The organism is Spiroplasma endosymbiont of Megachile willughbiella (genome assembly GCF_964273395.1).
Lineage (GTDB): Bacteria > Bacillota_I > Bacilli_A > Mycoplasmatales > Mycoplasmataceae > Spiroplasma_A > Spiroplasma_A apis.
Map to the genome: position 1 here is coordinate 197,956 of NZ_OZ187005.1, position 15,650 is coordinate 213,605.

13 protein-coding genes are annotated in these 15,650 nt (G+C 26.1%); 12 read left to right on the plus strand and 1 reads right to left on the minus strand.

The features are described from left to right. The first annotated feature begins 1,245 nt into the window (after positions 1-1,245). The 7 genes from ACI2WZ_RS00900 to ACI2WZ_RS00930 all read left to right on the plus strand — a co-directional run bounded on the left by ACI2WZ_RS00900 (position 1,246) and on the right by ACI2WZ_RS00930 (position 8,435). Complete coding sequence (locus ACI2WZ_RS00900; protein WP_500245176.1) at positions 1,246-1,707, plus strand: DDE-type integrase/transposase/recombinase; 462 nt, start codon at positions 1,246-1,248, stop codon at positions 1,705-1,707. Positions 1,708-2,036: 329 nt separating this feature from the next. Further along, complete coding sequence (locus tag ACI2WZ_RS00905) at positions 2,037-2,774, plus strand: hypothetical protein (RefSeq protein ID WP_500244948.1); 738 nt, start codon at positions 2,037-2,039, stop codon at positions 2,772-2,774. A gap of 30 nt (positions 2,775-2,804) precedes the next feature. After that, complete coding sequence (locus tag ACI2WZ_RS00910; protein WP_500244949.1) at positions 2,805-3,155, plus strand: hypothetical protein; 351 nt, start codon at positions 2,805-2,807, stop codon at positions 3,153-3,155. 474 nt (positions 3,156-3,629) lie between these two features. Next, positions 3,630-4,352 (plus strand): hypothetical protein, encoded by a 723-nt coding sequence (locus ACI2WZ_RS00915; protein ID WP_500244950.1) that lies wholly within the window; start codon positions 3,630-3,632, stop codon positions 4,350-4,352. Between the two features lie 52 nt (positions 4,353-4,404). Beyond that, the gene (locus ACI2WZ_RS00920; protein ID WP_500244951.1) at positions 4,405-6,057 is read left to right on the plus strand and encodes a hypothetical protein; all 1,653 of its coding nucleotides are present in this window, start codon (positions 4,405-4,407) and stop codon (positions 6,055-6,057) included. Positions 6,058-6,216: 159 nt separating this feature from the next. Then, entirely contained in the window at positions 6,217-7,683 is a 1,467-nt protein-coding gene (locus ACI2WZ_RS00925) for a hypothetical protein (protein WP_500244952.1), read from the plus strand. A 14-nt stretch (positions 7,684-7,697) separates the two neighbouring features. After that, positions 7,698-8,435, plus strand: a complete 738-nt coding sequence (locus ACI2WZ_RS00930) for an ABC transporter ATP-binding protein (RefSeq protein ID WP_500244953.1) — start codon at positions 7,698-7,700, stop codon at positions 8,433-8,435. A gap of 503 nt (positions 8,436-8,938) precedes the next feature. On the opposite strand, the gene ACI2WZ_RS00935 is transcribed toward ACI2WZ_RS00930, so the two are convergent. Continuing rightward, positions 8,939-9,817 carry an ROK family protein gene (locus tag ACI2WZ_RS00935; RefSeq protein ID WP_500244954.1) on the minus strand — a complete coding sequence of 293 codons (879 nt, stop codon included), beginning with the start codon at positions 9,815-9,817 and terminating at the stop codon, positions 8,939-8,941. Between the two features lie 147 nt (positions 9,818-9,964). Here ACI2WZ_RS00935 and lepA point away from each other — a divergent pair, with 147 nt between their 5' ends. The 5 genes from lepA (at position 9,965) to ACI2WZ_RS00960 (ending at position 15,387) form a co-directional block, all read left to right on the plus strand. Beyond that, positions 9,965-11,767: a translation elongation factor 4 gene (gene lepA / locus ACI2WZ_RS00940; RefSeq protein WP_500244955.1), complete on the plus strand. Its 1,803-nt coding sequence runs from the start codon at positions 9,965-9,967 to the stop codon at positions 11,765-11,767. Between the two features lie 134 nt (positions 11,768-11,901). Then, positions 11,902-12,738 carry a hypothetical protein gene (locus tag ACI2WZ_RS00945; RefSeq protein ID WP_500244956.1) on the plus strand — a complete coding sequence of 279 codons (837 nt, stop codon included), beginning with the start codon at positions 11,902-11,904 and terminating at the stop codon, positions 12,736-12,738. A 67-nt stretch (positions 12,739-12,805) separates the two neighbouring features. Then, positions 12,806-13,744, plus strand: coding sequence for a hypothetical protein (locus ACI2WZ_RS00950; RefSeq protein ID WP_500244957.1), 939 nt, complete (start codon positions 12,806-12,808; stop codon positions 13,742-13,744). Next, positions 13,713-14,384 (plus strand): M48 family metallopeptidase, encoded by a 672-nt coding sequence (locus ACI2WZ_RS00955; protein WP_023788952.1) that lies wholly within the window; start codon positions 13,713-13,715, stop codon positions 14,382-14,384. Before ACI2WZ_RS00950 ends, ACI2WZ_RS00955 begins: the two co-directional genes overlap by 32 nt. 34 nt (positions 14,385-14,418) lie before the next feature. After that, positions 14,419-15,387 carry a DnaJ domain-containing protein gene (locus ACI2WZ_RS00960; RefSeq protein ID WP_500244958.1) on the plus strand — a complete coding sequence of 323 codons (969 nt, stop codon included), beginning with the start codon at positions 14,419-14,421 and terminating at the stop codon, positions 15,385-15,387. Positions 15,388-15,650 lie beyond the last annotated feature (263 nt).

The following is a 15,650-nucleotide window of genomic DNA, read 5'->3' on the forward strand; positions in this document are numbered from 1 at the left end:
CATATTAGTTAGACGACTTAAAACTTTTAGTAATTTTTTATCATTTAGGAGCTAAGTTTTATAAGTTTGATGATTTCATTGTAACGGGATCGCATTAATGAATAACTTAGCCTTTATGTTTATTAGTAAGTCAGTTTCCAAAAAACCCAGTTAATGTTGATTATTTAATTTCTTTCAACTGAAAGAGTATTTTTCTTTTGAGTATGATTATAACGAAAATATAAGGTCAACGCATTTGACTTATCAAAACTTTATATAATCTAGTTACCAACCTTTTATTTGATAATTTTCTAAACTGATTTTTTTAGTTATTCTAAACTCTTATATTACTAATTAGTGTATTGCAAATAAAAAGTCTTATTGTTTTATAAAAACATATTCTATACTTTAAAGGGTCACCCCAAACTACACAAAAATTATGTATATAATTTTTATAAGAGGGTTCTTTTTTTATGGCTAAAACAAAACTATTTACTGCAGATGAAAAAATGAAAATAGTAAATGAATTTTTATCATCTGATATAAGTGCAAAAAAATAGCAGAAAAATATAATATTAAACAACCATGTACTATTTATCAATGACAGAATAGGTATATAACTAGTGGGATCTCTGGTTTATTTGTCAAAAAAGAGGCAGAAAATCCAGTATTGATAAACAAAAAAACTTCGAAAACATAAAACAAGAGTTAAATTTTTTAAGAAAAGAGATGCAAAATAAAAATAAGGAAAATAGAGAGTTAATTAATAAGGTCGAAATTATGGAAAAGTTCACAGCATCTCTAGTAAAGAATTTAAAAAACAAAAAATAAACATTAAATTTTATAAAATAATAAGTAAATACTTGCAAAAAAATATAAAACTTTTATGACTATTAAATTTATTAAGCATTAATTTTAAACTTATAAAAGTTGAGTTAATAATGGTTCGAAAAATTATAAAACAAAAAGAAATACTTCTTATGATTTATTCATAAAACTAGTATTTAATGATTGTGACTTAAAATATGGTACACACCGTAAACGATGGCATAAAAAAATAGCTTTAAAATTCGGCATTGGTAGAAAAACAGTTTTAAGTTCAATGAAAAGTCAAGGACTTTTTCCTGATAATTGTGAAAAAAGTAGAAAGTGAAAATCTTAAGTTAGTGGCAAAAAAGAACCTGTAAATACTGCTCCAAATTTATTGAAAAATCCAATTACTGGTAAAGTAGATTTTTTTGCTTCAAGACCATTGGAAAAATATGTTTAGATATACCAGAATTTAAGTTTAGTAACTCTAAATTATATATGTTTGCATATATTGATGTTTATTCTAGATTACCTTTAAAAACTTATTTTTCAAGTAATCAAACTACAAAAGAATTAATAAAATCACTATATATATTAAAAAATAACTACAATATAAATAATTCAATTATCCATACAGATAGAGGAGCCCAGTTTAGAAGTATTAATATGATGAATTTTTGTAAAGCAAATAAAATAAAACAAAGTATGACGGATGGTTATGCTTTATGACAAAACGCAATAGTAGAAACATTCTTTAATAGTTTCAAACAGAATCATCTTAAAGGATATAAATTTTCAAACATAAAAGAATTTTTAACTTGAATGGAAAATTGTATTTGAAATTATTCAAACAATAGAATAGTAAATAAATTAAAAATCACTCCTATAGAAATGTACAAGAGTAATTTGTTAAAATAATTGTAGTTTGGGGTGACCCTTTACTTGACAGAATATGTTTTTTTATCCAATGATTTTTTAATAATAGCTATTGATATTTTGATACTTCGATATGTAAAAAACATTGGAGCAATCCTAATGTCGTCATAGAAGTCATTCTTTATTTAAAAAATTAAAGTTTTGTATCATTATATATCAGAAGTAAACTTTTCTTATTTTTTAAATTATTTTTTATAATTTAAAAAATATATATAACTATTTAGAGATTAGTTTTTTTTTGATAAAATGCTAATAAGTTTTTAAAAAACGAAAGAGGAGTAAATATGTTTTCAAAATAATAACAAATTTAAGTGATTTGGAACAATCTCACTATTATTATCATCTGTAATTTTTTTATTTTTGCAATTAAAAATAAAATTGAATTTACCAAAAAAGTAGAATCAAATATATCAATTAAATCTAAATTGAGTGACGAGTCACAAAAATTAGATTATCTTTTTCAAAAGAATTCTAGTTCTAGATCATTAAACGTTTTTAATTCAGATGTTGCTTACAGTTATATTGTTTATGATAAAGAAAGCCATCGTTTATTTTTTGATATTAATTTGTTAATAAAAGAAGGAGCAACAAGTGAATTTATTGATATATTCACATCAGAATCATTTTTAAAAGAATTAAATTATTCATTCAAGCAAGGAATTTTTACAGTTAATTCCGATGGAACTGTTCATAATGAATTACAAGAATATGTTTATACTCAAAATAATGCATTGTTATCCAGAAGTGTATCAAATTACAGTTGAGGTAGTATTGAGTACAGATGATATTGGTTTATTAAATATAATTTAACTTTAACTTCAGAAAGTCTAAAAAAGGTTACAATATCACTAGTGTCTGCAACAAGCCTTGCTGGTGTTGTGTCATGAGTTTTAAGTGGTGTACCATATGCTGGTATAATTTTAAAAATTGTTTTAATAGTTATTTCTTACATAATTGGAAATGTAGCTACAGATTTAGCTATTGATAAAGGTAGAGGTGTTAAATTTACTGTAATAGGAATATTTGTAATAAATAAAGAAGCTTTATAATTACATACTAAATAATGGAAAGGAATATTTATGAAAAACTCAAAAAGAAAGCCATCAGCTAAATTTTATTTATCTTCAATTTTATTTTTAGATATTTTCGGGTTTGGAATATTTATAGCTGGAATTTTTCAAATTATCAACGAAAATACAATTTATGGACAAAAATTGAGTGTTGGACTCATATTTTTAGACTCTTTTGTGCCCTTTATTTCAACTTATGTCTTAAGTGTATACATAAGAATAAAATATAAATCCTATTTTATAAGTAGTACAGATAAATCGGAAAGAAAAAAATACATGATTTTTTCTTTTATTTTTATAATAAATTTTTTTGCAATAATTTATTTTTACATTAAAAATAAAAACAAACACGAAGTTTAATAGTGTTAGTTATCTAACATTTATAAGGAATAAAAAACTTTTAAAAACATTTTTAGGAGAAAAAATGGGAAAAAAATTATTAAGTGTATTAGGAGCAGTAGGATTATTGCCTTAAACTAGGAGTGTTATTGCATGTAATACAAAAAGTGAAGATAACAATGAAAAATCTGAAACATATGACGATTTACTTAAAAAATACAAATTATTAGACTGATAAAAATATTTTGTTAAGTATAGATTATAAAAATATTCTGTCAAATATATAGTAGGATTATACTCACTTTGCTTTTAAATGTGTTTTTTATTATAAATCAAAAACAAATCTAAGAAGTTTTAATGACACAAAATATTTTATTATTTACTTTTGTTTATAGTTAACTATAAACAACTTTTATTTTAATAAAGACTTTTTATGAAGTATAGGAATATAATTAAAATATCATTATGTATCAAAATGTTACTATATTTTTTTATATGTGTGTTGTTCTGGAGGAAAAGTTATGATTAAAAAAAAGTTTATTATATTTTATAAGTTTATTTCCCTTGTTTGTAAATAATAATCTTAACAGTTTTGAAAGATATGTTTGCTTAACTAATAAAGATTCCAACGAATTTTTATCATCTTATGAACAAGAAGAATTGCATTTGAGTTATGCTGTCCCGATTGCTGAAGGCGATTATTCTAGAAATGGAAAAATAGCAGAGCATGATTTAACAACAAGGTCAAAGTATGCATATGCTAATAACTACTCAAGTAATAGGGAATTAATTGAAAATTTTAGACAAATTAGAATAAAATTTGATGTTAGAGTCGGAATAAATGAAAATTCGGGATCAGATTACAATTACTACGATTCATATTTATGGCTAATTGTAGACCTAAGTTCCGCAATCAATGGAGACACAAACAAACTTTCTGAATCGGGGAAAAAAACAAATAGAGAAATGTTGGTCCCTGGCTGGAAAAACAAGGAAGCTGGTTACTATACAGGTGATGATTATTATGTAACTTATGTTTTTGAGCATACAACAGGAAATTATGATAAATGAGTTTTTTTGAACACCTGCGTAGTTTTAGGAAAGTCCTTAAATTTTGAAATTAGATATAACGGTGCTTATAGATTCAGAAATGCTAGTTTTTCTAAAAAATATATAAATATATATGTAGACCCTATTATGGCAGTTTTGTCTAAATAAACACAATTAAAATTTATGAATGAAATTTTAGTATTGGTACGAAAGGTTTTTTATGAATAAAATAAATTTTTATATTTTTAAAGTTAACTTCAAAAACAGCATTTTCAATAAAGTGTTTATAACAATGTTTTTCATTTTTATTTCATTATCGATGGTTATGGAACTAATATCATTTGTCAATTATTTTGACCTTAGTAATAAATATATAACTGATGTTGACCATTTATTTAATTCTGTATTCTTTTTCAAAAAGATATTTGACGTAGTATTTTTATCTGTAATTTTTATTTATATAACGTCATTACTTTTTTCAAGAGATATAAAAGAAGGAAAAACCGACTTGGAGATGAAGGGTGGAATCGGGGTTTTTCAAACTTTCATTCAAAGATGTACAATAATTTTATTTTGTATTGTTATTGTTGTTGTATCTAATTTTATCTTGCAAAGTATCTTGACATTCACAATAAGTAATTTATTTATTGAGTCAAAACTAAAACTAATAAGTTTTCTAGGTTATCAGTTTTTGATTGTATTTTTAATCTCAACTTTCACATTCTTGACATTAATGATTATGGATAATAAGTTTGCACTTTGTTTGATGGGAATAATAGCATGTGTAGTTTCAGTATCACATGTTATAGGAAGTACTGTTTATACAAAAAATAGCGAGCTGTATAACTATGAAACAAATTATTTTACTCTTTATAAACGTAATGATTTTTATAAAAAAATTACACAAGATGAAAACTTTAAAGACATTTTCACTGGGTTTGAAAAAGTTTATGATTACACTAAACAAGATGAAAAAATTAAGCAATATCAGTTTGGTAATTATGAATATATTTTAAATAATGAGCGCAAATTAGCAGAAGGACTTTTTGGAAAAAACTATATAGATTTCATTGATTATCTTAATCAAGTATTTTCTGAACATTATAAAGAGTTCAGAAACTATGATGATAGAGGTTTTAAAATTGAAGATACCTATGTTTATAATTATAGAAGGGGTTATAACCCACTTTATATAAGAACTAGAAATCCATTATATGTAATACTAAATAAAATAATTAAATTATCTAGTGATGTTAAATATCTGAACTTTTTAAATATTCTAAAAGATTACTCGAATGATTATTTAGCTTTTATGGACTTTTATAGTAGTAATGGGTCATATGACTCTCGTAGCGACTTCGACCATTTCATAAAAACAGGATATTTCGAAAGTACATTGAAAAGTTATAAGACTCCTGATCAATTGGATCTTTATTATTTTATTTCATCTATTTTTTTCACCATAACAAATAGTAATATCAATTTTCGAAAAAATTTTGAAGAAGGTAAAATAGAAGAATTGACACCTCCAAAAGAGTCATTAGAACTATTGAAAAAGGTTGCTAAATACAACCCTTTCAATCAGCTATCACAATTACAGTTTGGTAATTATTATAGTCAAAATTATAAATACTACTATGATACATTTTCGTTTTCATCAAAACAAAAAAACTTTGAAAGTCCTATTATGCCCTTGCAATATAAGTATTTGAAGAAATCATCAAATACAGAGGGTCCCTATAAAATAGGAGAACTTGAGGAAGTTACAGTCGAACCAATAAACTATACATACTTATATTTTATGTATCTATTGATTCTTACAATCGTTTGAACTTTAACATACTTTAGATATAAAAGAATATTTAAAAATTAATTTAAAAAAAGGATTTAACTTATGAAAAAAAGAACTCACAAGATTGATATCAATTTATACTTGCTCAAATTTTTGTTTAAGAGAGTAGTTAAAAAATATTTATTCATGACTTTATTCTTTATGATAATTTTACTTTCATTGATTTTTGAGATAATCATTATGAAATATATCTCAAGTGAAAAATATTTTGATTATAACCCTGTCAGCATGTTTTTTAAGTTGCTATTATATAAAACAATTTTATGTTCAGTTTTTGTGATTCTGTTTTCATTTATGATAACTCAACATTTTTTATTTGACGATAGGCAAAAATCAATTTTAAGTTTAGAGATAAAATCTGGTGTTGGTTTGAATAATAGTTTGTTATTGAGGTGTATTGTAATTTTTTCTTTTATATTTTTTTTAATAATTAGTATGTTGGTCGTTGACTCTATATCATTGATGTGAATACCTCACAATTTTAGATATATTCAAAAAGCAATATTAACAAAGTATAGTTTTTACACATTATTAGCAATAATAACAGTTACTGTTACTTTCTTTTTGTTAAACTTTGTAAATGAGTATTTAGTTTATATTTTAGTCGGTGTACTTTCTTTTTTCACACCTTTGTCATCTTTCTTTAATTCTTTAATTTTAGATTCTAACTCTAATTTACAAAATATACAATCTAACTCAACTTCATTAAATAATAATTCATTAATATATAAAAAACTATATAAATTAGCTAACAACTTGAATGAAGATGAAAACTTTAATAAGCTTTTCTCAATAGATTTTGATGTAAAAAATTTAAAAAACTTTTCTATCTTGCAAGGCAATCTTTTAAATGATGATTTTATGAATCTAGTTGAAAAAAAAGCGCCGGAGTTTAAAGAGTTTTTATCCTACGCACATGAATATTATTTGACAAAAGAACAGCACTTAATTAAAAATATAGATTTTAGTAACTTTATATTTAATAAAAATGATAATATTATTAATTATGATTTTTCTTATTTTTTTAACATACTAAATAGTTTTGAAAACAACATTGACAATATTAAATACAAAAAATTCATAAACTATTTTATACCGTTTTCAAAAGAGTTTTTAGTGTTAAATTCATTCTCAAAAGATATTTTTGTAGATTCAAGTGGAACAGCTAAACTTACACCCTATATTTGAAAAAGTGATATCAACAAATACGCGAACCTTGATGAGATCTCGTTATATTATTTTATATCAATGACTTTTAATTTACTTTATAATTACTCTAACAATGAAATTATAGAAACGATGTTACCTCAAAATCAAAAAGGTTTAGTTAACCAAATTAAAACTCATTTATATTTAAATCCAATGCTTTTGTATAATAACATAACATACGGTGGAATGTATAATTGAGAAAATGAGCAAATTTCAATTATCAATAATAACACTAATGAATTTTTAATATTAAGAAATTATTATGAGTTCAATCTCAAAACAAATTATGAAAACAAAACAAATTATAATATACTAAATTACAATATCAAGAACATCACAATATTTAGTTATGAAGGATTTTATATATTTCTTGTTTTGATAGCCACAGCAATTTTATATTTAAATTATTTTAGGCTTAAAAGAATATTAATCGAGTAAAGGGAGAAACAGTTATGATTGAAATAAAAAACTTGAGTAAAAAATACAAATTCAATAAAAAATCAGCCTTAGAGAATATCAGCTTTAAAATAAATGAGAAAGAAGTTTGCTTATTTTGCGGACCTAACGGAGCGGGTAAAACAACCACTATAAAAGCGCTTTTTAAAGAGTTAAATTATAAAGAGGGTGAAATTAAATACAATAATGAGATAATGTCTAACAAAGACTTGAGAGATTTTGCGTTTTTCCCAGATAGCAATAATATCCCGTTATCATTAACGGTTAGACAATATATCGAGTATATTGGTAATATACATAGGATAAATAAAAGTAAGTTAGAAGAAAAATTGTCTTTCTTAGTAGATTTTTTTGGATTAGAAGAACACATTAATAAAAAGTTGAAACAACTAAGTGGTGGATGAAAAAAAAGAGCTATCTTTGCCGGTACATTGGTCAATGAACCAAAATACATCTTTATGGATGAACCAACTGCTAATTTAGATATTGGCTCAAAAGAATATTTTGTTAGAATTGTGGAGGAACTAAATAAAAAAGGAGTAACGTTTTTTATTACCACACATCAAATCGAGGATTTCTCAGAGATAACTGATCACTTGATTTTAATTAACAAGGGAAAAATATTATATGATGAGTTTTTAGATTCTAATAAAGCTGACGCTAAAAAAATTTATTTAAAATATATCAAAGATGAGTCTAAGGATGTAAAGAATATTGATAATCTATATAAATAAAATGTTCTTTTTATTTTATGAATAATCTGATTCAATAAAGAACAAGTGGATTTGTTATAATAAATAACCTAACTAAAATTTGAGATACAGATAGTAATATAGAATCTCTATGGTCAATTTAAAATCTTTGAGGCATGACTTGAAATTACTCTATTGCATTACAAGCGTTAGTTAAATATTTATTCAATTTGAAGTTTTCTAAATGTTTTTCTAAACTCGTATTCTTTGTTTTTAAATATTAGATCATAAATACTCTTTATTTCTGTTTATTTTCTCATATAAAGTATTGTCCATTTTTTTATGAATATAAGACATATGGTTCCACGCTTCTAGTTAAGGTTTTTTATTCATTTCCATTTTTTTGCGTTTATGTATGACGAGATTTTTAAACACTTCATGTCTTTATCTTGTTATTCATACTATATAAAAAAACACCTTACTATAAATCCTGATAAAAAATATATTTTTTTAGTTGATTTATTTCAGATGTTTATATAGGGTTCTTATTGTGAAACACATCCTAAGAGAGTTGCGTTTGTTAAATCTTTTGAGAATTCGAACTTAGTTTGGTAATTGATGTCATATGTTACTCGTAATGTTCGTTTAAATATATTTTCAAAAAATCTTTTATTATTTTCTGCAACACTACCGCCCACAACAATCAACTCAGGATTGAAAAAATAGATAGCAGTTGCAAATAATTGTACTAACTTATTTTCTATTTCTTTAAAAAAATCATTAACAATTGGATTGCTATTTTCATCTAAAAGCTCAAAAGCTTGTTTTGCTGATGAAACATTAACTCCTCTTAAACTTAGTTGCTTAACTATATTATTTCCGCTTGCAAAATACTCAATGCCAACTCTATCTGTATCTTCTTTTGAATTATTAAGGTCAGGTATTGCGTTTGCAATCTCACAAGCCATTGATTTGTATCCGTTAAATATTGCACCCTTGTATATGAATCCAGATCCGATACCGGTAGAAATTGTGAAATATAGAAGGCTTTCGTTGTTTTTGTTACCTCTAACTACTCATTGACCTAATGCTGCAATATTTGCATCATTATTTATTGATATTTTGTTAATGTCTAAATTCAATTTTTTTGCAAGAGTAACTTTAATGTTTTTTCCATTTCAATCGGGAAGGTTTGGTGAATTTAAAATCAAACCAGTTTGTATATCTAATGGTCCCGGAGAACAAATTCCTACAAATGATATATCTTCCTCAATTTTTCAAGAAGTAATTACTTCGTAAATTTCTTGAATTGATTGGTTAAAATCATTTGGTTTTGTTTCAAATGTTTGTACAGACTCGATAACATTATTTTGAATCAACCCAACTCTTATGGTAGTACCACCAATATCTATTGCTATTTTCATATGTGACTCCTTTTAAAAAAATTTTACCAAAAATTGATAGGTGTTTAGGGTATTAAATCAAAAAAATATATTATCAAAATATCTACAAATAACAAGATATTTCTAGTAAAATGGATTAGTGTTATAAAACATTGGGGGGCAATAATAGTGGATAAATCAAAAATAAGAAACTTTAGTATAATTGCTCATATCGATCATGGTAAATCAACTTTGGCAGATAGGATTCTAGAATTAACTGGAGCTGTAGACAAACGTGATATGCAAGCGCAATTACTTGATTCCATGGATATAGAGCGTGAAAGAGGAATCACTATAAAATTGAATTCAATTCAGTTGAGGTATAAGGCAAAAGATGGTAACGAGTATATATTCCATTTAATTGACACTCCTGGACATGTTGATTTTACATACGAAGTATCTAGAAGTTTGGCTGCATGTGAAGGAGCCTTATTGGTTGTTGATGCTAGTCAAGGTATTGAAGCCCAAACACTTGCTAATGTTTATTTAGCTATAGATAATAATCTAGAAATAATACCAATTATAAATAAAGTTGATTTACCAGCTGCAGAACCAGATAGGGTAAAAGAAGAGATTGAATCAGTTATTGGTATAGATTGTTCTAATGCTCCAATGATAAGTGCAAAAACAGGACTAAATGTTAGCGATGTTTTAGAAGCTATAGTAAACTTTATTCCGTTTCCACTAGATGCTGATGACAAAAAACCTTTGAAAGCTCTAATATTTGATTCTTATTATGATAAGTACCGTGGAGTTATGGCTTCTATAAGAATAGTTGAAGGAACAGTTAAAGTAGGACAAGAAATCAAAATGATGCAAAGTGGTGCTGTATATGAAGTAACTGAGCTAGGTGTTAAAACTCCTTTTGAAATTAAAAAAACAAGTCTTGAAGCTGGTGAAGTTGGTTGATTAGCGGCTTCTATCAAGACTGTTAGAGATGTTCATGTCGGTGATACAATCACCACAAAAGAAAATGGCGCAACAGAACCATTGCCAGGCTATAAAAAAATGAACCCAATGGTTTATTGCGGTATTTACCCAATTGATACAGCGAAATATAAAGATTTAAAAGATGCTCTTGAGAAAATCTCTTTAAGTGACGCTAGCCTTGTTTATGAAGCGGAAAGTTCACAATCACTTGGCTTTGGATTTAGATGTGGATTTTTGGGATTGCTTCATATGGATGTAATTCAAGAAAGGCTCGAGAGAGAATATGACTTAACATTGATTGCAACTGCGCCATCAGTCGTTTACAAGATTACTCAAACTGACGGAAACATTATTGAGATCGATAATCCCGCACACTTACCAGATCCCCAAAAAATTAGCACTATAGAAGAACCTTATGTAAAAGTGTCAATAATGACACCAGACCAATATTTAGGTGATTTGATGGGATTATGTCAAGATAAAAGGGGTATATATGTAGATATAGATTACATTGATGACAACCGAAGAACTTTATTCTATGAAATGCCATTAAATGAAATTGTATTTGATTTTTTCAATAAGTTAAAGTCAATTTCAAAAGGATATGCATCCTTTGACTATGAACTAATCGGTTATAAAGTCTCTAAACTTGTTAAAATGGACATTCTTCTGAATAGTGAAGTCGTAGATGCATTATCTACTATTGTCCACAAGGATTTCGCTTATCACAGAGGGAAAGTTCTTACTGAAAAACTTAAAGAAATAATACCACGTCAAAATTTTGAAGTTCCAGTACAAGCGGCAATTGGAAGTAAAATTATTGCACGTGAAACCATTAAGGCAATGAGAAAAAATGTTCTAGCAAAATGTTATGGAGGGGACATATCACGTAAGAAAAAATTATTAGAAAAACAAAAAGAAGGTAAGAAGAGAATGAAAGCAATTGGTTCAGTAGAAGTTCCTCAAGAAGCTTTTATTGCAGTTTTAAAACTCGATGACTAATATCATGGATAGATATACTTATAATTGAAAGTAACAACCTTATAATTTAAACTTCTAATTAGGTAGAATTTTATTGCTATTGCTTATTCCTTAACTAAAATATATAATTAAATCAACAAGAAAGGGTATAAAGAATGAAGAAGTTTAGTTTAGTAAAAATTGTTATAACTTTATTGTCAACAGTTTTTTGTGTAATATTATTGCCCTTTTTTAGCATAAATAGCTCTCTTCAATTAGTAGTTAATAACTCAAGTATCTCAAAGTTGACTTATTTTATATTAGCATTTGGCTCATTAAATTTTATATTGTCACTTTTAATTATTTTATTACAAAAGAAAAACACAATTATATTAAAATGATTTGGTTTTCTTAATTTATTAGCTTTAATATTAGCTTTGGCTTTTCAATTGACATTTGCACCTACATTTTTTTCTATGGTCTCAATAATTTTAATTGCTGTTGACTTTGTTGTTCTTACAAGCTCTATTTATTTAAATTTTGATAACAATGTTGTTAGTCAAAAAGTTAGCAATGAACAGTTTTTACAACAAGAAACTACTCAACCTAACCCTGACCAAGGTAATTTAAGAGTTCAAAATCAAAACGACGAGGATTTAAAAACAAAAATAAACAACTTGAAGTCTAGTTTGATAAAAAGTTATGACGAAGCTATTGAAGAAATTGAAAAAACTGGTTCATTAAATGGTATGGACCTTGGGGATGTTGAGATTAATAATCAAAATGAAGTTCCCAAAATAGAGCCTTTTGTCCTAACAGAAAGCCAAGAAGTAGAAGTCAAAAAAGACACAATCTCTAAAAGGGAAGTTTACGAAGATGACGTCATTTGAGACAGTTTTAAAAATGACGATTATGAAAGTATTAGTTCAACTTCTTTAGCTAGAAAAGATCCTTTATCAGATGGATACAAGTTTATTTCTAGAAGAGTTCGTGAAGAAAGCGACAAGCATTAAAAGAATTTGGCAAACAACCCAAATTCTTTTTTTAAAGTTGTAGAAAAAATAGATGGGAGTAATGATTATGGAAAATGCACTAAATCTGAACTTAAAAAATTCAAAGCAAGTAAAAAAAGAAAAAAAACTTGCCAAGAAAAATGAAAAAAAAGCAATTAGATATAAACCTACAAAAAGTATCACAATAACTTTTGTTTATTTATTCAGGCTTTGTATGATCGCTTATTGAATTATTGTTCCAATCTTTTTCGCACTTATCTTCTATTATGACCCCGGTGTTAAACCACTATTTAAGTATGTTGTTATGGTATTATTTGCGAAAATATCTATCGTAGATGGAGAATATATAATTACAAATGATGTAGAGAAACTTGCCTCTTTGTTAATATGAATTATCACTCCGTCGATATGATTTGTTAGTTTTCTCTTAATTTATTTATTTGTTTATAAACCATTCTTCAAGAAAAAAACCTATGGTAAGAGAGCGTATTTAGCTTTTAGATTCTTTTTTTGGTCAATTTTGTCAACTGTATCGATATACATAATTTGATTTTCTATCGATTTTTTACCTCACAAACCTTCCGAGGGTATTGGTAATGGTTTTATAAATCCGAGCGATAAATATTGAAGTGCCGCAAAAGAGAATTTCTCACCATGAAATGGATGGATGATATTTTTCCAATGTATACAAGCTGTATTACTATTTTTTGGAATATATACAGCTATAGAAGCAGATCTGATTAGAAGAAGAAAACTAGATTTTAATGAATTATTCAAGTCTGATATTAACGATAGAAGTATTGTTAATCAAGTTTTAGAAGGTAGACTTGAGTTTGGGCAATATGATTCTGCTTCTTTGAATAAAGATTTGAAAGAACTAAAAATCAAAATGAAAGAAGAAGAGGTTGAGCGAAAAATCAAACAATATGAAAAGGAAGATGCTTTAAAGGCAACTTATAAGCTTAATAAAAAGAATGGCAAAGCTAAAAAAAATACTAAGTTATAAAGGTGAAAAAATAGCATATTATTTGGTTTTGCGTCAACAAAAATACATTAGACTTAAAATAGAAAATGAACAAATAATCATTTCTGCCCCATTAGGTGCTCATGATTGAGAAATTGAACATTTAATATATAAAAATATCTCAAAAATCATGAAGATTATTGAGTTAAACAAAAATCATAGAAACATACAAATAGAACACCCAAGTTTTGTCAAAATATTAGGAGAAAGAAAAGAAGTAACCTTTGTGAATGATAAAAAACTTCTTGATAACAACTCATTTATGTTATATGAAACGAGTGAAGAAACCATTAAAAAGATGTATAAAAAGTTAGCTATACAGAAATATAATTATTTTTTGAGCAGACTTCATCATTGAAAAACCATAATGGGCTTAGAGTTTGAAAACTTTACCTTGAAAGAGATGAAAGGTAAGTGAGGAATTTGTTATCCTTCGCAATCTAAAATCGTTTTAAACATAAGATTGATTCACTATCCACAAATTGCGATTGATTATGTTGTAATACATGAGTTAAGTCACTTGGTACATAAGAATCACTCAAAAGACTTTTGATATTTAATTGAAAAATATCTACCAAATTATAAAAGTGTTAGTGAACTATTAAAAGTGAATGTTTTATAAAGTATAATTTAATAAAGATGGGAGATATATTTCGATGGTATGGAAGAAAAATTTCAAAAAAATAAAGAAAGAAAAGCCCAAAAAAAAGTTTGTTTATGAATTCTCGGAAGGAGAATCTAGTTTTATTGAATGAAACAGATCATTGGAAGAGGTAAATCACTGAAATGTCGAAAATCTTGTTGGCTTAATTGAGAATTATAATTTAGAGCTAAAAAATGTTCTTAGTTCTCAAACAATACCAACAGTTAAGGAAAATGGTTTCAAATGAGATTTCAAGAAATACTCAATTTCAGAGAGCTTTTTTTCATATCCAGCAACCAGTCTCTTCAAAAACGTTTTCGACTTTCTAAAACAAAAAGTTGGAGTATTTGGAGCTACTCTTGGTATAACATCTCTTTCAAAATTCAATTATTATGTTACTCTTAGATTTTGAAAGGTTTTTAATTATACATTCGCCAATAATGATTTGAACGATAATAACATACTTAGGGTATTTGATGTAATGCAAAGAACCACACTTGATGCTTATGAAGGGATAATTGAAAAAATCTTAATACTTTTAGAAGGTATTGAAGTCTCTCCATATAGGCATCACTTATTGATAGAGGAAGTTTTGGAATTAGGTCAAGATTTCACATATCATTGAAGCAGAATGTTGGATCAGGTGATTGATTTGACTTTAGAAACATTTGTTTTTCAAAAAGAATACGGCAAGACGAGTTCATCTACCTATACTTATGAAGAACCAGAAGAAGAAAATTTTGAAGACTTTTTTGAAAAAACAAAAACAATGGTTTTCAATGACGAAGTTAATGATGCTTTTGCTTATTTTGATTTGTCGAAAATGGACCCTCCAAACGAGTTTAAAAGAATTTATAGAAAACTTGCAAAAAAATACCATCCAGATGTTAATCCTGACCCAAGCGCAGCTAATGAAATGAAAAAAATTAATATGTTCAAAACTATAATTGAGCATTACTACGAAAAATACGATATTTTTTAATGTAATTAGAAATTTAATTAAATGTATTATGGATGATAATTCAATTAATAAAAAAATATATCTAAATTTTCATTTTGATAAATTCCGCAAGAAAATTTTTTTTTAACTTTATAAATACAATTTAAAACTAATAAATTGTTGGTCAAAAAATATATAATAGAGTGAGTAATTTATTATTGGTTATAAAATAGGTACTATGTTTATCAAAGCAACTATAAAAAGTTTACTAAGTAAATTTTCATAATAATTTATTTAAAATGACC